Below are 17,623 nucleotides of genomic sequence, written 5' to 3'. Positions count from 1 at the left end.
ATCGAGTCAATTGCTGAGAGAAGGGCGGGCTTTACGGTATAATCCGTTTTTCCCGCGAGCATTCAGCGATGACCAAATATGTTTTCGTCACCGGCGGCGTAGTTTCTTCCCTCGGCAAGGGTATTGCCGCCGCCTCCCTCGCCGCGATCCTAGAATCGCGCGGTCTGAAAGTCACCCTCCTCAAACTCGATCCCTACATCAACGTCGACCCCGGCACGATGAGCCCGTTCCAGCACGGCGAAGTGTTCGTGACGGAAGACGGAGCGGAGACCGACCTCGACCTCGGCCACTACGAGCGCTTCATCAGCACGAAGATGCGCAAGGCCAACAACTTCACGACCGGCCAGATCTACGAATCGGTGATCCGCAAGGAACGCCGCGGCGACTATCTCGGCAAGACCGTGCAGGTGATTCCGCACATCACGAACGAAATCCAGGCGTTCATCGAGCGCGGGGCGGCATCGGCCACCTGCGGCGAGCCGGATGTCGCGATCGTCGAGATCGGCGGCACGGTCGGCGATATCGAATCGCTGCCGTTCCTTGAAGCCGCGCGCCAGATGAGCCTGCGCCTCGGCCGCAACAGCGCGTGCTTCGTGCACCTGACGCTGGTGCCGTATGTCGCGACCGCCGGCGAGCTGAAGACGAAGCCGACCCAGCACAGCGTGCAGAAGCTGCGTGAGATCGGCATCCTGCCGCACGTGCTGCTGTGCCGTGCGGACCGCCGCATTCCGGACGACGAATCGAAGAAGATCTCGATGTTCTCGAACGTGCCGGAAGACGCCGTGATCTCGGTGTGGGACGCCGACAGCATCTACAAGATTCCGCAGATGCTGCACGACCAGGGCCTCGACCGGATCATCTGCGAGGAACTGAAGCTGTCGCCGAAGGACGCCGACCTGAGCATGTGGTCGGAGCTCGTCGAGAAGCTCGAAAACCCGAAGCACGAAGTGACGATCGGCATGGTCGGCAAGTACGTCGACCTGACCGAGTCGTACAAGTCGCTGATCGAGGCGCTGCGCCACGCGTCGCTGCATACGTCGACCAAGGTCAACATCGAATACATCGACTCGGAAGAGATCGAGTCGAACGGTGTCGACAGCCTGAAGCACCTCGACGCCGTGCTGGTGCCGGGCGGTTTCGGCCGTCGCGGCACGGAAGGCAAGATCGCGGCGATCCGCTATGCGCGTGAAGCCAAGGTGCCGTATCTCGGCATCTGCCTCGGCATGCAGCTCGCGGTGATCGAATTCGCACGCGACGTCGTCGGCCTGAAGCAGGCGAACAGCACGGAATTCGAGCCGGACACGCCGGAACGCGTGGTCGCACTGATCACCGAGTGGTATGACCGCGACGGCAAGGTCGAGACGCGCACCGAGGAATCCGACCTCGGCGGCACGATGCGCCTCGGTTCGCAGCGTTGCCCGATCAAGCCGGGCACGATGGCCGAAGAAATCTATGGCAAGGACGTGAACGAACGCCATCGCCACCGTTATGAAGTCAATAACCGCTTCGTGCCCCAGCTCGAAGCCGGCGGCCTTATCATCAGCGCCCGTACCCCGAGCGAGGATCTGCCGGAAATGATGGAGCTGCCGCGTTCGATGCACCCGTGGTTCGTCGGCGTCCAGTTCCACCCGGAATTCACGTCCACGCCGCGTGACGGTCACCCCCTCTTCAAGTCGTTCGTCGAAGCCGCGCTCGCTAACAAGCAAGCGCGCGGAGTGCAAGCATGAAGCTGTGCGATTTCGAGGTCGGTCTCGACAAGCCTTTCTTCCTGATCGCGGGTACCTGCGTCGTTGAATCGGAGCAAATGACGATCGACACGGCAGGCCGCCTGAAGGAAATCTGCGCGAAGCTGAACGTTCCGTTCATCTACAAGTCGTCCTACGACAAGGCGAACCGCAGCTCGGGCAAGTCGTTTCGTGGCCTCGGAATGGACGAGGGCCTGCGGATCCTGTCCGAGGTGAAGCGCCAGCTCGGCCTGCCGGTGCTGACCGACGTGCATTCGATCGACGAGATCGAGCAGGTCGCGTCGGTCGTCGACGTGCTGCAGACGCCCGCGTTCCTGTGCCGCCAGACCGATTTCATCCAGGCGTGCGCGCGCTCGGGCAAGCCCGTCAACATCAAGAAGGGCCAGTTCCTCGCGCCGCACGACATGAAGAACGTGATCGACAAGGCGCGCGACGCCGCACGTGAAGCGGGGCTGTCGGAAGACCGCTTCATGGCGTGCGAGCGCGGTGTCTCGTTCGGCTACAACAATCTCGTGTCGGACATGCGTTCGCTCGCGATCATGCGCGAGACGAGCGCCCCGGTCGTGTTCGACGCGACCCACTCGGTGCAGTTGCCGGGCGGGCAGGGCACGAGCTCGGGCGGCCAGCGCGAATTCGTGCCGGTGCTTGCCCGTGCGGCAGTCGCGACGGGCGTCGCGGGCCTCTTCATGGAAACGCACCCGAATCCGGCCGAGGCAAAATCGGACGGCCCGAACGCGGTACCGCTGAACCGGATGAGCGCGCTGCTGGAGACCCTCGTCACGCTCGACCAGGCGGTGAAGCGCCATCCGTTCCTGGAAAACGATTTCAATTAAAGATCGAATGAACCTTGCGACGGTTTCGCGCGTCAGTAGCGAAAGCGGTTCAGGCGCGTGCGCCGTCGCAGTTTGAAGAATCCATCGTCATTCTCAGAGGAAACCCATGAGTGCAATCGTAGATATCATCGGCCGCGAGATTCTGGATTCGCGCGGCAACCCCACCGTCGAATGCGACGTGCTGCTCGAATCGGGCACGATGGGCCGCGCGGCCGTGCCGTCGGGCGCGTCCACCGGCTCGCGTGAAGCGATCGAACTGCGCGACGGCGAAGCCGGCCGCTACAACGGCAAGGGCGTGCTGAAGGCGGTCGAGCACATCAACACCGAAATCTCCGAAGCCATCATGGGCCTCGACGCGTCGGAACAGGCGTTCCTCGACAAGACGCTGCTCGAGCTGGACGGCACCGACAACAAGTCGCGCCTCGGCGCGAACGCGATGCTGGCCGTGTCGATGGCCGTCGCGAAGGCAGCGGCTGAAGAGGCCGGCCTGCCGCTGTACCGCTATTTCGGCGGTTCGGGCGCGATGCAGCTGCCGGTGCCGATGATGAACATCGTCAACGGCGGCGCGCATGCGAACAACAGCCTCGACATCCAGGAATTCATGATCGTCCCGGTGAGCCAGCCGACGTTCCGTGAAGCCCTGCGTTGCGGCGCGGAAGTGTTCCACGCACTGAAGAAGATCCTGAGCGACCGCGGCATGAGCACGGCAGTCGGCGACGAAGGCGGCTTCGCGCCGAACTTCGGCAGCAACGACGAGTGCCTGTCGACGATCCTGCAGGCGATCGAGAAGGCCGGCTACCGCGCGGGCGAAGACGTGCTGCTCGCGCTCGACTGCGCGGCATCCGAGTTCTACCACGACGGCAAGTACCAGCTCGCGGGCGAAGGCCTGCAACTGTCGTCGGCCGAATTCACCGACTACCTCGCGACGCTCGCCGACAAGTTCCCGATCGTGTCGATCGAGGACGGCATGCACGAAAGCGACTGGGAAGGCTGGAAGCTGCTGACCGACCGCCTCGGCAAGAAGGTGCAGCTGGTCGGCGACGACCTGTTCGTCACGAACACGCGCATCCTGAAGGAAGGTATCGAGAAGGGCATCGCGAACTCGATCCTCATCAAGATCAACCAGATCGGTACGCTGACCGAAACGTTCGCGGCCATCGAAATGGCGAAGCGCGCAGGCTACACGGCCGTGATCTCGCACCGCTCGGGCGAAACGGAAGATTCGACGATCGCGGATATCGCGGTCGGCCTGAACGCCGGTCAGATCAAGACGGGTTCGCTGTCGCGCAGCGACCGTATCTCGAAGTACAACCAGCTGCTGCGCATCGAGGAAGATCTCGGCGACATCGCGAGCTACCCGGGTAAATCGGCTTTCTATAACCTGCGCTAACGCGCTACTATCGGGTTCGTCATCTCGACGCCGCTCTGTGCCTGTGCGCGGAGCGGCGCTTCTTATATCTGCGTCTCTTACATGCGGCTTGTCACTGTCGTCCTGATTGCCTTGCTGGCGCTCATTCAGTACCCCCTATGGTGGGGACACGGCGGCTGGCTGCGGGTGCATGAATTGCGTCAGCAGCTCGACGACCAGCTCCAGAAGAATGCGGACGAGAAGCTGCGCAACGAGCGCACTGCCGGCGAAGTGCAGGATCTGCAGAGCGGCACCGCGGCCATCGAGGAGCGCGCGCGCTACGAGATGGGCATGGTGAAGGACGGCGAGGTTTTCGTGCAGTTCGTGTCGCCGAATGCACCGGCCGCGCCGCTGAACAACATGCCGTCGAATACGTCGACGCGCGGCGCCGTGTCCGCGGCGCCGGTGCGCGTCGTGCCGAATCCGCAGTCGATCGCGAAGCCGTCGCGGCATCATGGCGGCGACAAGGGCAAGGCCGCGCATCACTGACCACGATCGTTCGAACCCATTGGAAAAGCGCGGGAAATGCCGCGCTTTTTTATTTCCTGCCGGTAGTCAATCGGCTGGGCGACGGATGCTCACCACCACCATCCCGGGTAGCCGTAGCTGATACCCGTACCCCAGCGATTGCCCCATCCGCCGTAATACCCGCCGTAGACCGTCACGGGCGGCGGCGAGTAATAGGCCCACGCGCGCGCGGCTGCCTCGGCTGCCATCGCGCTGTTCTGTTCGCGCAGCACCTGCTGGTCGATCTCGTCATAACGCTTGCGTTCGGCGCTCGACAGCGCGGGCGGCTGGCCGCCCGACGCGCCGGGTTCGGGCAGGCGGCTCAGGATCGTGGAGGTCGGCGGCGGCATCGCGCAGCCGGCAAGCGCGAGCGTGCAGGCGGCAACGCTCGTCAGGACGACGGTACGAAACGGGAGACGAAACGGGAGAGGAAGCGGGCGATTCATGTGTTTCTCCTGCAGCGCGCCGACGACGGGAAGCGGCTTGCGCCGAAGTGCGCGACTTCGGCGCGCGAGCCTTGCGTGCGACGCTCGTGCGTCATTATGCGCCCGTGCCCGGACGGCGGGCATCGGGGCGCCGCTCAGTGACGCTGTTCGGTCGCGGGTGCGATGCCCGTCTCGACGCCGGGTGCCGCGAACAGCTGCGCGACGTCGACCGGATCGAATTCATAGCGCTGATTGCAGAACTCGCAATGGATCTCGACGTGGCCACGCTCGACGATCACGCTGTCGACTTCTTCGCGGCCGAGCATGCGCAGCATCGCACCGACCCTCTCGCGCGAGCACGAGCACTGGAAGCGCGTGCCGGCCGGCTCGAAGTGCTGCACGTTTTCCTGCCAGAACAGCCGGCGGAACACGACTTCCGGTTCGACCTCGAGCAGTTCCTTGGCGGACAGCGTGCCGCCGAGCGTGCAGACGCGTTCCCACGTATCGGTATCGGTTTCGGCGTTGCGCGGCACGATGCCGCCGTCGCCCGGCAGCTTTTGCAGCAGCATGCCGACCGCGCGGTCGCGATCGGCCGCGAGCCACATCCGCGTGTCGAGCTGCTCCGAGTGATGCATGTAGTGCTCGAGCACCTGCGAGACGGATTCGAGCGGGCCGTCGACGCCGTTCAGCGGCACGATGCCCTGGTACGGCTGCTGGCCCGGCAGCTTGTCGGCCGGGTCGAGCGTGATCACGCAACGGCCGTGACCGCTCGCATTGACGAGCGATGCGAAGCTCGTGTCGTCGCCGATCGTCTGGGCGGCGTCGCCGGCGAACTTCGCGGTGGCCCGCATCGACAGATCCGAACTGCACTGGACGACCAGCATCTGGACCGGCCCGTCGCCGAAGATCTGCATGATCAGGGTGCCGTTGAATTTCAGGTTCGCGGACAGCAGCGCGCATGCGGCCATCATCTCGCCGAGCACCGTGCGCACGGGGGCCGGGTAGTCGCGGCGGGAGAGCACTTCCTGCCACGTATTGCGCAGCGAAACGATCTCGCCGCGCACGGGCGCCGCATTGAACATGAATTTCTGTAACTGGTCGCTCACTCTTCTTCCTTGAAATCCGTGCGAATCATCCGATTCGCACGAGTTGCTCCTTGAAATGCGCACGCCGCTCGACGTACGTCTTCGCGTTCGTGCGCAGCCGCGCGATGTCTTCCGCCGTCAGTTCGCGCACGACTTTCGCCGGTGCGCCGAGAATCAGCGAATTGTCCGGGAACGTCTTGCCTTCCGTCACGACCGCGCCGGCACCAACCAGACAGTTGCGGCCGATCACCGCTCCATTCAAGACCACCGCCTGAATCCCGACCAGCGACCCTTCGCCGATCGTGCAGCCGTGCAGCATGGCCTGATGCCCGATCGTCACGTTTTCGGCAATCGTCAGCGGAAAGCCCGGGTCCGTATGCAGTACCGCGCCTTCCTGGACGTTGCTGCCCGCGCCGACGGTAATCGTCTCGTTGTCGCCGCGAATCGTCGCACCGAACCAGACGCTCGCGTTCTCCTCGAGCACGACCTTGCCGATGATGGCCGCCGTATCGGCGACGAATACGCTTTCGTGGATCGTCGGGGCCGTATCGCCCAGCTTGTAGATCGTCACGGAGTCTCCTTGTCTCTTCGATGATGGGCGCCGGTAGAATGGCGCGTCCGGTTTGCCCGGCGCGTTCGCATTGCGCCGCGGAACAATCGCCTATTGTAAACCGTCGCGTGCGTGCGCTCCCGCGATGCGCGCGCAGGGTGTCCCCGTTTATGAGCATGGAGTCTTCTTCTTTCGGCGAGGCGCGTGCCTGCGTGCGCCGCGCCGCGCTTGTCGCACTGCGTGACGCAGAACCCGCGGCCAAGGCCGCACAGGTGCGCTCGCTCCACGATGCGCTGCTGGCCGGGCGGGCGACGATCGCGCCATCGCTCGAATTGCCCGAGCCGGCCGACCTGCCGGGGCGCCCGGCGCGCCCGCCGCTCGTCGAGCCGCGCCAGCTCGAGCGACGCAGCATGCGTTCGCCCGAAGGGCGCGCCGTGCTGCTGCACGCGCTCGCCCATATCGAGTTCAATGCGATCAACCTGGCGCTCGACGCCGTCTGGCGCTTCGCGGGCCTGCCGAACGCGTTCTACTCGGACTGGCTGAAGGTGGCGGCCGAGGAGGCGTACCACTTCACGCTGCTGTCCGAGCGCCTGGCGGCATTCGGGCATGCGTACGGCGATTTTCCCGCGCACAACGGCCTGTGGGAGATGTGCGAGCGAACCAAGGGCGACGTGCTGGCGCGCATGGCGCTCGTGCCGCGTACGCTCGAGGCCCGCGGGCTCGACGCATCGCCGCCGATTCGCGCGCGGCTCGTACAGGCGGGCGACGAGGCGTCGGCCGCGATCCTCGACGTGATCCTGCGCGACGAAATCGGCCATGTCGCGATCGGCAACCGCTGGTTCCGGCATCTGTGCGACGAAGCGGGCCGCGATCCCGTGCCGACCTACCGGCAGCTCGCCGAGCAATATCATGCCCCGCGGCTGCGTGGCCCGTTCAATTTCGACGCTCGCCGCGATGCCGGATTCGAGCAGGCCGAACTCGACGAACTGGCCGCGCAGGACGGGGCGGACGGAAGCGCGCCGCGCTGACCCGCTCGGGTTCGGCTGCGTTTCGACCACCGCCGGCTGTTCAGACACCCGGCAGATGGCACCCCCCCCGGTGGCTCGTGCGCGCCGGCACCGCTAGAGCGGCGCCTCGACTGCCGGACGCCGGAAAGAAAGCGCCGCCGCTATAATCGAACGACCATTCTTTTTTTGAGCGGCTGCGATGAGTGCCTCGAGTTCTGTTTCCGATTTCGTCATGGTGCGCGGCGTCCAGCTGCATGTCCGGCGCTGGGGCCGGCCCGATGCGCCGACGCTGTTCATGCTGCACGGCTGGATGGACGTCGCGGCGTCGTTCCAGTTCGTCGTCGACGCGCTCGCGGGCGACTGGCAGGTGATCGCGCCCGATGCGCGCGGCTTCGGGCTGTCAGACTGGCCGGTTGCGCGGCAGGGTGGCGGCCACTACTGGTTCCACGAATACCTGGGCGACCTCGATGCGCTCGTCGACTACTATGCGCCGGCCGGCGAAGTCAACCTGGTCGGGCACAGCATGGGCGCGAACGTCGTGTGCCTGTATGCCGGCGCACGGCCGGAGCGCGTGCGGCGCGTGGTCGATCTCGAGGGTTTCGGGCTCGCGCCCGCGCGGGCCGAGCAGGCGCCGCGCCGGCTGCGCGGCTGGCTCGACGAGTTGCGCGAACCGCCCGCGCTGCGCCCTTATGCGTCACTCGACGACGTGGCGGCGCGCCTGATCAAGACCAATCCGCGGCTCGCCCCGCGCCGTGCCGCGTTCCTCGCCGAGCACTGGTCGAAGCGCGGCGACGACGGCCTCTACCACCTGCTGGCCGACCCCGCTCACAAGATGCCGGGTCCGCTGCTGTACCGGCTCGACGAAGTGATGGCTACCTGGGCGCAGGTGCGTGCGAAGGTGCTGCATGTCGAGGCCGTCAACTCGCCGACGCTCGCACACATCGCCGGCGACATCCCGCTGCCGGAATTCAAGGCGCGCTTCGACGCGTTTCCCGACTGGCGCGAGAAGCTCGTCGAGGATGCCGGCCACATGGTGCATCACGACCAGCCCGAGCAGATCGCGGCGCTGATCGAGGCGTTCTGCGCGTAAGCCGTGCAGCGGCAGCGGCGGGGCAGGCGGGCGGCGCAATTGCCGCGTTGCAGTAGAATGAAGCCTTACCTGCCATGCCGACAATGAACGCCGATCTCCACTGCCATTCCAATGTTTCCGACGGGTTGCTGTCGCCTGCCGACGTCGCGCGCCGCGCCCATGCGGGCGGCGTGACCCTGTGGGCGCTGACCGACCACGATGAAATCGGCGGCCAGGCGGCGGCGCGCAGCGAGGCGGAAGCGCTCGGCATGCGCTACCTGAGCGGCGTCGAGATTTCGGTCACGTGGGCGTCGCGCACCGTGCACATCGTCGGCCTGAACATCGATCCCGCGAACCCGGCGCTGGTCGACGGCCTGTACCGCACGCGCCACGGCCGCGCGGCGCGCGCAGTGGCGATCGGCGAGCAGCTCGCCACGCTCGGCATTCCCGGCGCGTACGAAGGCGCGCTGAAGTACGTCTCGAATCCGGACCTGATCTCGCGCACGCATTTCGCACGCTTTCTCGTCGAGAACGGCCACGCCGAATCGACGTCCGACGTGTTCGACCGGCTGCTCGGCGACGGCAAGCCCGGTTTCGTCCCGCATCGCTGGGCATCGCTGTCCGACGCGGTCGGCTGGATCCGTACGGCGGGCGGCGAGGCCGTGGTCGCGCATCCGGGCCGCTACCGCTACACGCCGGTCGAATTCGACGCATTCTTCGGTGAATTCATCGATCTGGGCGGCCGCGCGATCGAAGTCATCACGGGCAGTCATACGCCCGACCAGTACCGCGAATACGCGGATGTTGCGCGCCGCTTCGGCTTCGAAGTGTCGCGCGGCTCGGATTTCCATGCGCCGGGCGAGGGCCGCGTCGAGCTCGGCAGCCTGCCGCCGTTGCCGTCCGATCTCACGCCGGTCTGGGAACGCTGGCTCTGACGCCGGGCGGCTGACCGCCGCCCGTGCCGCCATCATGCGTTGCCGATTCTTCCCTCTTTACGTACCCCCATGTCCCAGTTCTTCAGGATTCATCCGGATAATCCGCAGCCGCGCCTGATCAAGCAGGCCGTGGAGATCGTCAGCAAGGGCGGCGTGATCGCGATGCCGACCGATTCGAGCTATGCGCTCGCGTGCCATCTCGACGACAAGGACGCGGTCGAGCGGGTGCGCCGGATTCGCGGCCTCGACGAGAAGCAGCACCTGTCGCTGCTCGTGCGCGACCTGTCGGAGCTCGCCAACTTCGCGATGGTCGACAACCGCCAGTACCGCCAGATCAAGTCGGTGACGCCCGGCCCGTACGTGTTCATCCTGCAGGCGACCAAGGAAGTGCCGCGCCGGCTGTCGCATCCGTCGCGCAAGACGATCGGGTTGCGCGTGCCCGATCACGCGATCACGCTCGCGTTGCTGGAGTCGCTCGGCCAGCCGCTGCTCGGCACGACGCTGATCCTGCCGCCGGACGACGAGCCGCTCAACGATCCCGAAGACATTCGCGCGCGGCTCGAGAAACAGGTCGATCTCGTGATCGACGGTGGCGCGTGCCCGCGCGAGCCGTCGACGGTGATCGACCTCACCGGCGACGAGCCCGAGCTCGTGCGTGCGGGGCGCGGCGCGCTCGAGCCGTTCGGCCTCTCGGCGCCGTAAGCGCGCCGTTCCATTTTTTGCGCGAGTGCGCTTGTTACAATAACGCGATATGGATGCTTCCCTGATACAGACCATCGCCGTCTACGCGCTTCCCGTGATCTTCGCGATCACGCTGCACGAGGCCGCGCATGGCTACGCCGCCCGCCTGCTCGGCGACAACACCGCCTACATGATGGGGCGCGTATCGTTCAACCCGATGCGCCACATCGATCCGCTCGGCACGATCGCGATCCCGCTCGCGATGTATTTCCTGACGGGCGGCGCGTTCCTGTTCGGCTATGCGAAGCCGGTGCCGGTGTCGTTCGGCAACCTGCGCGATCCGCGCTGGGGCAGCCTGTGGGTATCGCTCGCGGGGCCGGCCTGCAACTTCGTGCAGGCGCTGATCTGGGGCGTGCTGACGCTCGTGCTGCCGGCCGTCGGCATCGACGAGCCGTTCTTCACGCGGATGGCGTTTGCCGGCGTCAGCGCGAACCTCGTGCTGGGCGTGCTGAACCTGTTTCCGCTGCCGCCGCTCGACGGCGGCCGCATCCTGGCGGCGCTGCTGCCCACGAAACAATCGATCGCGCTGTCGCGCATCGAGCCGTACGGTTTCATCATCGTCCTCGTGCTGGTCGCGACGGGCGTGCTGACGAACTTCTGGCTGCGCCCGCTCGTCAACGTCGGTTACGCCGTCCTGAGCGCCATCCTGTCTCCATTCGCCTCGCTTTTCTAACGACAACCATGTTCCCTGAACGTATTTTCTCCGGCATGCGACCCACCGGGTCGCTGCACCTCGGTCATTACCACGGCGTGCTGAAAAACTGGGTGAAGCTGCAGTCCGAGTACCCGTGCTTCTTCTGCGTCGTCGACTGGCATGCGCTGACGACGCACTACGAGACTCCCGAGGTCATCGAGAAGAACGTGTGGGACGTGCTGATCGACTGGCTGGCGTCCGGCATCGATCCGGCCCAGGCGACGCTGTTCATCCAGAGCAAGGTGCCCGAACATGCCGAACTCGCGCTGCTGCTCGGCATGAGCACGCCGCTCGGCTGGCTCGAACGCGTGCCGACCTACAAGGAGCAGATGGAGAAGCTGAAGGACAAGGACCTGTCGACCTACGGTTTCCTCGGCTACCCGGTGCTGATGGCAGCCGACATCCTGCTGTATCGCGGCTCGCTCGTGCCGGTCGGTGAAGACCAGGTGCCGCACGTCGAGATGACGCGCGAGATCGCGCGCCGCTTCAACTACCTGTACGGCCGCGAGCCGGGCTTCGAGGAGAAGGCGCTCGATGCCGCGAAGAAACTCGGCGGCAAGCGCGCGAAGCTCTATCACGAGCTGCGCAATGCATACCAGCAGGAGGGCGACGACGAGGCGCTCGAACAGGCGCGCGCGATGCTGCAGGAATCGCAGAGTCTGTCGATGAGCGACCGCGAGCGCCTGTTCGGCTATCTCGAAGGCGCGCGCAAGATCATCCTCGTCGAGCCGCAGGCGCTCCTCACCGAAGCATCGCGGATGCCGGGTCTCGACGGGCAGAAGATGTCCAAGTCGTACGGCAACACGATCGGGCTGCGTGAAGACGCCGAGACGATCACGAAGAAGGTCCGCACGATGCCGACCGATCCCGCGCGCGTGCGCCGCACCGATCCGGGCGATCCCGACAAGTGCCCGGTGTGGCAGCTGCACCAGGTCTATACGGACGAAGCGACGCACGACTGGGTGCAGAAGGGCTGTCGTTCGGCGGGCATCGGCTGCCTCGATTGCAAGCAGCCGGTCGTCGAAGGCATCCTGCGCGAGCAGCAGCCGATGCTCGAGCGTGCGCAGAAGTACATGGACGATCCGTCGCTGCTGCGCGCGATCGTCGCGGACGGTTGCGACAAGGCACGCAAGTACGCGACGGAAACGATGCGCGACGTGCGCGACGCGATGGGCCTGTCGTACAACTGATCGACCGCATGAGCGCATCCGTCATCGCCGCCGCGGGCGGCCACGTCGCCCAGGCCGAACCGTCGCGCTGGGTCGCGCAATGGTCGCGGCTCGTGCCGGCAGGCGGCGCGGTGCTGGATGTCGCCGCGGGCGGCGGCCGCCATGCGCGCTGGTTCGCGTCGCGCGGGCATCCGGTCGTCGCACTCGACAGCGACCCGGTCGCGCTGGCCGCGTTGCGTGCGATTCCGGGCGTCGACGCCCGTGACGCCGATCTCGAAGGCGCGCCGTGGCCATTGCCGGCCGGCGAGCAGTTTTCGGCGGTGATCGTCACCCATTATCTGCATCGTCCGCTCTGGCCCCATCTGCTCGATGCGGTGGCGCCGGGCGGCGTGCTCATCTACGAAACCTTCGCGCAAGGAAACGAATCGGTCGGTAAACCGTCCAACCCCGCGTTCCTGCTCGCCCCGGGCGAGCTGCTGGACGCCGTGCACGGCCGCCTGCGGGTGGTTGCGTACGAGGACGGGTTCGTTGCCGCGCCGCGCGAGGCGTTCGTCCAGCGTCTCTGCGCAGTGCGCGAGGGCGCGACCCCGAAGGCGGGGGCGGGAATTCCACGTTACGAACTGCCCGGCTAATCCGCTACAATCTCAACGTTTACCGGTACATAATCTCAATCGCGTTTCATGGCTAACGGCACCCAAGACGGCATTCAAATCCGCGGCAGCATCCCCGCGATCGTCACCCCGATGCTCGAAGACGGCAGTCTCGACCTGCCGGCGTTTCGCAAACTGATCGACTGGCATATCGCGGAAGGCACCGATGCGCTCGTCGTGGTCGGTACGAGCGGCGAGTCGGCAACGCTCAACGTCGAAGAGCACATCCTGATGATCCGCACGGCGGTCGAGCATGCGGCGAAACGCATCCCGATCATCGCGGGCGCGGGCGGCAACTCGACCGCCGAGGCGATCGAGCTGACGAAGCACGCGAAAGCCGTCGGCGCAGACGCGACGCTGCAGGTCGTGCCGTACTACAACAAGCCGACGCAGGAAGGCATGTACCGGCACTTCAAGACGATCGCCGAAGCGGTCGACCTGCCGGTGATCCTGTACAACGTGCCGGGCCGCACGGTCGCGGACATGGCGAACGAGACGATGCTGCGCCTCGCGGAAGTCCCGGGCATCATCGGCGTGAAGGAAGCGACCGGCAACATCGATCGCGCCGCGCACCTGATCAAGGCTGCACCGAAGCATTTCGCGATCTATAGCGGCGACGATCCGACGGCTATCGCGCTGATGCTGCTCGGCGGCCACGGCAACATCTCGGTCACGGCGAACGTCGCACCGCGCGCGATGAGCGAACTGTGCCGTGCAGCGCTGGCCGGCGACGTCCTGACGGCCCGCGAACTGCACATGAAGCTGCTGTCGCTGCACAAGAACCTGTTCATCGAGGCGAACCCGATTCCGGTGAAGTGGGCGCTGCAGGCGATGGGCAAGATGCAGGGCGGCATCCGGCTGCCGCTCACGGCGCTCGACGAGCGCTGCCACGATGCCGTGCGTTCGGCCCTCGTCGAGGCCGGCGTCCTCGCCTGATGCCGAGGCGGCCGCGTCCTGCGGCCGCCGGCTCGTACCCTGATCAACCCGCACCGGCCGGCTCCGTCCGGCGCCGCTCCTGACGAGCGTTCTAGCAAGACGAAGGATTTCATGAAACGTTTCGCCTTTTCCTCTCGCGCCATCCAGATGTCGGTGGTGGCGCTGGCGCTGGGCGCGCTCGCCGGCTGCGATACGCTGAACGACTATCTGGCCCCCGACCGGGTCAACTACAAGAATACCGGTTCGGCGCCGCCGCTCGCGGTGCCGAGCGACCTGAAGCCGGTACCGACGACGCAGCAGTTCGTCGCGCCGCCGAGCAACGCCGGCCTCGGCACGCTGCCGCCGCGGGCCACGACCCAGGCCGGCAACGCGACCGACGGCATCCCGAGCGCGCAGGATCCGTTCGGCATGCACATCGAGCGCGACGGCGACCGCCGCTGGCTCGTCGTCGACGGCCGGACGCCCGAGCAGCTGTGGCCGATCCTGAAGGAGTTCTGGCAGGAGAACGGTTTCTCGCTGAAGACCGACGCGCCGTCGACGGGCATCATGGCCACCGACTGGGCCGAAAACCGCGCGAACATTCCCGACGACTGGTTCCGCCGCACGATCGGCAAGGTCATCGATTTCGCTTACTCGTCCGGTACGCGCGACCGCTTCCGTACGCTCGTGAACCGCACGTCGGACGGCAACACCGACATCTCGATCACGCACAGCGCGATGGAAGAAATGATGGTCGGCCCGCAGGGCGGCACGTCGTCGCGCTGGGAGGAGCGTCCGCGCAACCCGGTGCTGGAAGCTGTGTTCCTGTCGAAGTTGATGCAGAAGTTCGGCCTGACCGATGCGCAGGCGAAGCAGCTGCTGACCGATGCACGCCCCGCGACGGCGCCGGCGCAGGTCAGCGACACGAGCAACGGCGCGGCAACGCTGCAGCTGGCCGAGTCGTTCGACCGCGCATGGCTGCGGGTGGGCCTGGCGCTCGACCGGACCAACTTCACGGTCGACAATCGCGACCGCGAGAAGGGCGTGTACACCGTGCGCTATGCGAATTCGATGGAAGAGCTGAAGCGTGACGGCCTGTTCGGCAAGCTGTTCTACGGCGGCCCGGCGGCCGCGAAGCCGGGCAAGGAATTCCTCGTCAATGTACGCGCGCAAGGCAACGGCGGCACGCAGGTCGCGGTGATCGGCGCAAACGGCCAGGTCGACAACTCGTCGGACGCGCAGCGGATCATTTCGCTGCTCCACGCGCAGCTGAACTGAGCGCGTGCGATTCGCCAGCCTCGGAAGCGGCAGCGAAGGCAACGCGCTGGTCGTCGAGGCCTCGAGCGGCACGACGACCACCCGCGTGCTGCTCGACTGCGGCTTTTCCGCCAAGGAGGTCGAGCGTCGGCTCGGCCGTCTGAATCTCTGCATCGGCGATCTCGATGCGATCCTGATTACCCACGAACACAGCGACCACGTCGGCAGTGCGCTGACGCTCGCTCGCCGGGCGTCGCTGCCGCTCTACATGAGCTGGGGTACCGCGCGCGCGGTCGGCGCGGACGAGGCCGATGTCGACCTCCACGTGCTGTGGGGCGACGAGACGGCCGCGATACGCGATCTGGCCGTGATGCCCTATACGGTCCCTCACGACGCGCGCGAGCCGCTCCAGTTCGTCTTTATGGACGGCTGTAGCCGGCTCGGCGTGCTGACGGACGTCGGCATGGCCACGCCGCACATCACGACGGTACTGAGCGGCTGTGACGCGCTGGTGCTCGAATCCAACCACGACACCGCAATGCTGGCCGCGAGCCGCTATCCGCAGTCGCTGAAGGCGCGCATCGGCGGCAACCACGGCCACCTGAGCAACGACGCAGCGGCGGCCATCCTCGCATCGCTTGAGCGCAGCCGCCTTCGGCACCTGGTCGGGGCGCACCTGAGCCAGCAGAACAACCAGCCGGAACTGGTCCGCCAGGCGTTTGGCGGCGTACTGGGGACGAACGGGGAGGACGTGATCGTGGCCACGCAGGACGCGGGCTTCGACTGGCTCGCGCTCGGGTGAGCGGGGGCAGGGCCGCTACGGCGGCCCCGTATGACTGCCGGGCGACAGGCGCGAAAACGGCAGACGTAAAAAAACCGGCCCTCGGGCCGGTTTTTTTTCAGCTGACGCTGAGGCTTACTGGCTTGCGCCCGAAGCCGGAGCAGCCGTCGCTGCCGAAGCAGCCGACGCCACTGCAGCAGCAGCGTCGCTCGCAGCAGCCGTTGCCGACGAAGCAGCAGCCGAAGCGTCGCTCGCAGCACCAGCAACTGCCGAAGCAGCCGACGAAGCAGCAGCAGCCGCGTCGCTTGCAGCCGACGAAGCAGCTTGATCAGCGCTCTTGTTGCAAGCAGCCAGTGCAACAGCAGCCAACAGGGAAGCTACGAGGAGGGATTTCTTCATGATCACGTCCTTTTATGGTTAAAGGTAAGCAACAGCGCGAAACAATACCGGTAATGTGCTCCAACACCGACCTGGGCCGCTGGTGGAGATGCACTTCTAGAGCGTGAATCTTCCCTACGGCTTGGGCGGAAATTATATGCACTTTCCTATCGACCGTCGACAAATGCGGGGTCAATACGTTGTCTTTCCCATACAGAATTTGATCCGTACGGGCATACGGGGCGACTCACACTAATTCCGGTTTCCGACCCGTATCCAGCCCGCACGATACCACTCGTGCAATAAAGCTGTCATTGAGGGAGCCCGGGATAGTGTTACAAACCGTTTCGCCTCCATCTGGCGTTGATTGGCCAGTTCGGGCAGCCATTCGCTGGCCTGCTCGAGCGGTCCTTCCTCGCCATTAATGAAGTACGAGCGCGCGTTATACATCAATGCGGCCCTTCTGTCGAGACACACGCCACGACGTGACGCTTGCGTGACGAACGCGGCCTCGGACAGCGGGCGCGCGGGCGGGTCGAAAACGACGTTCGGTTTGGGCTCGCTCAGGTAGCAGCCGAGAAACTCCGCGACGTCGCGCTTGCGCCAGCGAATCGCGTCGACGATCTCCGCGACGCGCTCCACCATCGCCGGAGGCAGTTGCGCGGGCGTGTCGACGGCCGGCTGCTTCGGGTCGCGGTAGAGGTCGTCCCCGCACCCGTCCCGCAGGCCGCCACGCTCCGCGAGATAGTACAGGAACTGGGCGCCCAGCTCGCCTGCGGACGGCGCCCGGAAGCCGATCGAGCAGGTCATGCATTCGCCTTCGGCCACGCCGTCGTGCGCGATGTGCGGCGGCAGGTACAGCATGTCGCCGGGTTCCAGCACCCATTCGTCGCTGGGCTCGAAGTTTTCGAGGATCTTCAGCGGCACGTCCGGCTGCAGCGACAGGTCCTTCTGCGCGCCGACGCGCCAGCGGCGCCGGCCCTCGACCTGCAGCAGGAAGACGTCGTATGAATCGAAATGCGGGCCGACTCCGCCGCCGTCCGTCGCGTACGAGATCATCAGGTCGTCCAGCCGCGCGTCGGGGATGAAGCGGAAGCGGTCGAGCAGCGCGCGCGCCGCGTCGACGTGCAGGTCGAGCCCTTGTACGAGCAGGGTCCAGGCCTTGCGCGTGACGGCCGGCAGCGAGCCCGGTTCGAACGGGCCGTGAGCCAGTTGCCACTTGTTACGAAAATGGGTGATCAGTCGCGATTCCGCGTCATAGTCGGTGGCGAGCTCGAACAGCGCGTCGCGCGAGACCGGCGACGCGACGCCGGGGATCGCCTGGCGGATCAGGAGCGGCTTCTTCTGCCAGTAGCCGCGCATGAATTGCGTCGGCGTAAGACCGCCAAGCAGCGGTGTGGGAAGATCGGAGGGCGGCGCGCCGAACGGGGCGGCAGCGGCATCCCGCGGTTCGGCTTGAGACCGGTTGCGCATC

Annotated in this window: 20 protein-coding genes; 14 read left to right on the top strand and 6 right to left on the bottom strand. The window is 66.0% G+C overall.

Annotated elements, in window-relative coordinates; translation table 11 throughout:
* Positions 1 to 68: 68 nt before the first annotated feature.
* The 4 genes from AB3K92_RS33865 to ftsB all read left to right on the top strand — a co-directional run bounded on the left by AB3K92_RS33865 (position 69) and on the right by ftsB (position 4,475).
* A complete protein-coding gene (locus AB3K92_RS33865; protein WP_021157687.1) occupies positions 69 to 1,727 on the top strand; it encodes a CTP synthase in 1,659 nt (552 codons plus the stop codon).
* On the top strand, positions 1,724 to 2,578 hold the full coding sequence (gene kdsA / locus AB3K92_RS33860) for a 3-deoxy-8-phosphooctulonate synthase (protein WP_021157688.1): 855 nt from the start codon (positions 1,724 to 1,726) through the stop codon (positions 2,576 to 2,578). The genes AB3K92_RS33865 and kdsA overlap by 4 nt, the downstream gene beginning before the upstream one ends.
* Positions 2,579 to 2,684: 106 nt before the next feature.
* On the top strand, positions 2,685 to 3,968 hold the full coding sequence (eno, locus tag AB3K92_RS33855) for a phosphopyruvate hydratase (RefSeq protein WP_011352544.1): 1,284 nt from the start codon (positions 2,685 to 2,687) through the stop codon (positions 3,966 to 3,968).
* Between the two features lie 81 nt (positions 3,969 to 4,049).
* Positions 4,050 to 4,475 carry a cell division protein FtsB gene (gene ftsB, locus AB3K92_RS33850; protein WP_027786978.1) on the top strand — a complete coding sequence of 142 codons (426 nt, stop codon included), beginning with the start codon at positions 4,050 to 4,052 and terminating at the stop codon, positions 4,473 to 4,475.
* A gap of 89 nt (positions 4,476 to 4,564) precedes the next feature.
* Here the strand turns inward: ftsB and AB3K92_RS33845 are convergent, their stop codons facing one another.
* The 3 genes from AB3K92_RS33845 to AB3K92_RS33835 all read right to left on the bottom strand — a co-directional run bounded on the left by AB3K92_RS33845 (position 4,565) and on the right by AB3K92_RS33835 (position 6,574).
* Positions 4,565 to 4,939 (bottom strand): hypothetical protein, encoded by a 375-nt coding sequence (locus AB3K92_RS33845; protein ID WP_059814721.1) that lies wholly within the window; start codon positions 4,937 to 4,939, stop codon positions 4,565 to 4,567.
* Between the two features lie 134 nt (positions 4,940 to 5,073).
* Positions 5,074 to 6,024, bottom strand: coding sequence for an Hsp33 family molecular chaperone HslO (gene hslO / locus AB3K92_RS33840; RefSeq protein ID WP_369466637.1), 951 nt, complete (start codon positions 6,022 to 6,024; stop codon positions 5,074 to 5,076).
* 25 nt (positions 6,025 to 6,049) lie between these two features.
* Positions 6,050 to 6,574 (bottom strand): gamma carbonic anhydrase family protein, encoded by a 525-nt coding sequence (locus tag AB3K92_RS33835; protein ID WP_021157692.1) that lies wholly within the window; start codon positions 6,572 to 6,574, stop codon positions 6,050 to 6,052.
* Positions 6,575 to 6,723: 149 nt separating this feature from the next.
* Between AB3K92_RS33835 and AB3K92_RS33830 the strand changes: the two genes are divergently transcribed.
* From AB3K92_RS33830 to AB3K92_RS33785, 10 genes are all read left to right on the top strand, one after another.
* On the top strand, positions 6,724 to 7,581 hold the full coding sequence (locus AB3K92_RS33830; protein WP_059489138.1) for a ferritin-like domain-containing protein: 858 nt from the start codon (positions 6,724 to 6,726) through the stop codon (positions 7,579 to 7,581).
* A 178-nt stretch (positions 7,582 to 7,759) separates the two neighbouring features.
* Entirely contained in the window at positions 7,760 to 8,650 is an 891-nt protein-coding gene (locus AB3K92_RS33825) for an alpha/beta fold hydrolase (protein ID WP_369466636.1), read from the top strand.
* 83 nt (positions 8,651 to 8,733) lie between these two features.
* Positions 8,734 to 9,564 (top strand): 3',5'-nucleoside bisphosphate phosphatase, encoded by an 831-nt coding sequence (locus tag AB3K92_RS33820; protein ID WP_042973646.1) that lies wholly within the window; start codon positions 8,734 to 8,736, stop codon positions 9,562 to 9,564.
* Between the two features lie 69 nt (positions 9,565 to 9,633).
* On the top strand, positions 9,634 to 10,266 hold the full coding sequence (locus AB3K92_RS33815; protein ID WP_021157697.1) for an L-threonylcarbamoyladenylate synthase: 633 nt from the start codon (positions 9,634 to 9,636) through the stop codon (positions 10,264 to 10,266).
* A 49-nt stretch (positions 10,267 to 10,315) separates the two neighbouring features.
* Positions 10,316 to 10,978, top strand: a complete 663-nt coding sequence (locus AB3K92_RS33810) for a site-2 protease family protein (RefSeq protein WP_021157698.1) — start codon at positions 10,316 to 10,318, stop codon at positions 10,976 to 10,978.
* A gap of 8 nt (positions 10,979 to 10,986) precedes the next feature.
* Positions 10,987 to 12,189, top strand: a complete 1,203-nt coding sequence (locus tag AB3K92_RS33805) for a tryptophan--tRNA ligase (RefSeq protein ID WP_011352534.1) — start codon at positions 10,987 to 10,989, stop codon at positions 12,187 to 12,189.
* Between the two features lie 8 nt (positions 12,190 to 12,197).
* Positions 12,198 to 12,800, top strand: coding sequence for a class I SAM-dependent methyltransferase (locus tag AB3K92_RS33800; RefSeq protein ID WP_369466635.1), 603 nt, complete (start codon positions 12,198 to 12,200; stop codon positions 12,798 to 12,800).
* A gap of 48 nt (positions 12,801 to 12,848) precedes the next feature.
* Positions 12,849 to 13,754, top strand: coding sequence for a 4-hydroxy-tetrahydrodipicolinate synthase (gene dapA / locus AB3K92_RS33795; protein WP_369466634.1), 906 nt, complete (start codon positions 12,849 to 12,851; stop codon positions 13,752 to 13,754).
* Between the two features lie 111 nt (positions 13,755 to 13,865).
* Complete coding sequence (gene bamC / locus AB3K92_RS33790; RefSeq protein WP_021162673.1) at positions 13,866 to 15,011, top strand: outer membrane protein assembly factor BamC; 1,146 nt, start codon at positions 13,866 to 13,868, stop codon at positions 15,009 to 15,011.
* A 4-nt stretch (positions 15,012 to 15,015) separates the two neighbouring features.
* Positions 15,016 to 15,792, top strand: a complete 777-nt coding sequence (locus AB3K92_RS33785; protein WP_369466633.1) for an MBL fold metallo-hydrolase — start codon at positions 15,016 to 15,018, stop codon at positions 15,790 to 15,792.
* A gap of 114 nt (positions 15,793 to 15,906) precedes the next feature.
* Here the strand turns inward: AB3K92_RS33785 and AB3K92_RS33780 are convergent, their stop codons facing one another.
* Genes AB3K92_RS33780 through AB3K92_RS33770 form a run of 3 tightly spaced genes read right to left on the bottom strand, consistent with a single transcriptional unit; the run spans position 15,907 to position 17,622 of the window.
* Complete coding sequence (locus AB3K92_RS33780; protein WP_021162672.1) at positions 15,907 to 16,170, bottom strand: hypothetical protein; 264 nt, start codon at positions 16,168 to 16,170, stop codon at positions 15,907 to 15,909.
* A complete protein-coding gene (locus AB3K92_RS33775; protein WP_075122947.1) occupies positions 16,100 to 16,345 on the bottom strand; it encodes a hypothetical protein in 246 nt (81 codons plus the stop codon). The genes AB3K92_RS33780 and AB3K92_RS33775 overlap by 71 nt, the downstream gene beginning before the upstream one ends.
* A gap of 56 nt (positions 16,346 to 16,401) precedes the next feature.
* Positions 16,402 to 17,622: a cupin domain-containing protein gene (locus AB3K92_RS33770; RefSeq protein ID WP_048020842.1), complete on the bottom strand. Its 1,221-nt coding sequence runs from the start codon at positions 17,620 to 17,622 to the stop codon at positions 16,402 to 16,404.
* Between the last annotated feature and the right edge of the window lies 1 nt (position 17,623).

Origin of the sequence: Burkholderia sp. Bmkn7 (assembly GCF_041103175.1) — a bacterium.
In the GTDB taxonomy this organism is placed as follows: domain Bacteria; phylum Pseudomonadota; class Gammaproteobacteria; order Burkholderiales; family Burkholderiaceae; genus Burkholderia; species Burkholderia cepacia.
Note: the sequence above shows the minus strand (reverse complement) of the source record. Positions and strands in the feature narration are given on the sequence as shown.

Coding starts and splice junctions, on each gene's coding strand:
- AB3K92_RS33865 (WP_021157687.1), top strand. CDS start 69: ATGACCAAATATGTTTTCGTCACCGGCGGCGTAGTTTCTTCCCTCGGC.
- kdsA (WP_021157688.1), top strand. CDS start 1,724: ATGAAGCTGTGCGATTTCGAGGTCGGTCTCGACAAGCCTTTCTTCCTG.
- eno (WP_011352544.1), top strand. CDS start 2,685: ATGAGTGCAATCGTAGATATCATCGGCCGCGAGATTCTGGATTCGCGC.
- ftsB (WP_027786978.1), top strand. CDS start 4,050: ATGCGGCTTGTCACTGTCGTCCTGATTGCCTTGCTGGCGCTCATTCAG.
- AB3K92_RS33845 (WP_059814721.1), bottom strand. CDS start 4,939: ATGAATCGCCCGCTTCCTCTCCCGTTTCGTCTCCCGTTTCGTACCGTC.
- AB3K92_RS33830 (WP_059489138.1), top strand. CDS start 6,724: ATGAGCATGGAGTCTTCTTCTTTCGGCGAGGCGCGTGCCTGCGTGCGC.
- AB3K92_RS33825 (WP_369466636.1), top strand. CDS start 7,760: ATGAGTGCCTCGAGTTCTGTTTCCGATTTCGTCATGGTGCGCGGCGTC.
- AB3K92_RS33820 (WP_042973646.1), top strand. CDS start 8,734: ATGAACGCCGATCTCCACTGCCATTCCAATGTTTCCGACGGGTTGCTG.
- AB3K92_RS33815 (WP_021157697.1), top strand. CDS start 9,634: ATGTCCCAGTTCTTCAGGATTCATCCGGATAATCCGCAGCCGCGCCTG.
- AB3K92_RS33810 (WP_021157698.1), top strand. CDS start 10,316: ATGGATGCTTCCCTGATACAGACCATCGCCGTCTACGCGCTTCCCGTG.
- AB3K92_RS33805 (WP_011352534.1), top strand. CDS start 10,987: ATGTTCCCTGAACGTATTTTCTCCGGCATGCGACCCACCGGGTCGCTG.
- AB3K92_RS33800 (WP_369466635.1), top strand. CDS start 12,198: ATGAGCGCATCCGTCATCGCCGCCGCGGGCGGCCACGTCGCCCAGGCC.
- dapA (WP_369466634.1), top strand. CDS start 12,849: ATGGCTAACGGCACCCAAGACGGCATTCAAATCCGCGGCAGCATCCCC.
- bamC (WP_021162673.1), top strand. CDS start 13,866: ATGAAACGTTTCGCCTTTTCCTCTCGCGCCATCCAGATGTCGGTGGTG.
- AB3K92_RS33780 (WP_021162672.1), bottom strand. CDS start 16,170: ATGAAGAAATCCCTCCTCGTAGCTTCCCTGTTGGCTGCTGTTGCACTG.
- AB3K92_RS33770 (WP_048020842.1), bottom strand. CDS start 17,622: ATGCGCAACCGGTCTCAAGCCGAACCGCGGGATGCCGCTGCCGCCCCG.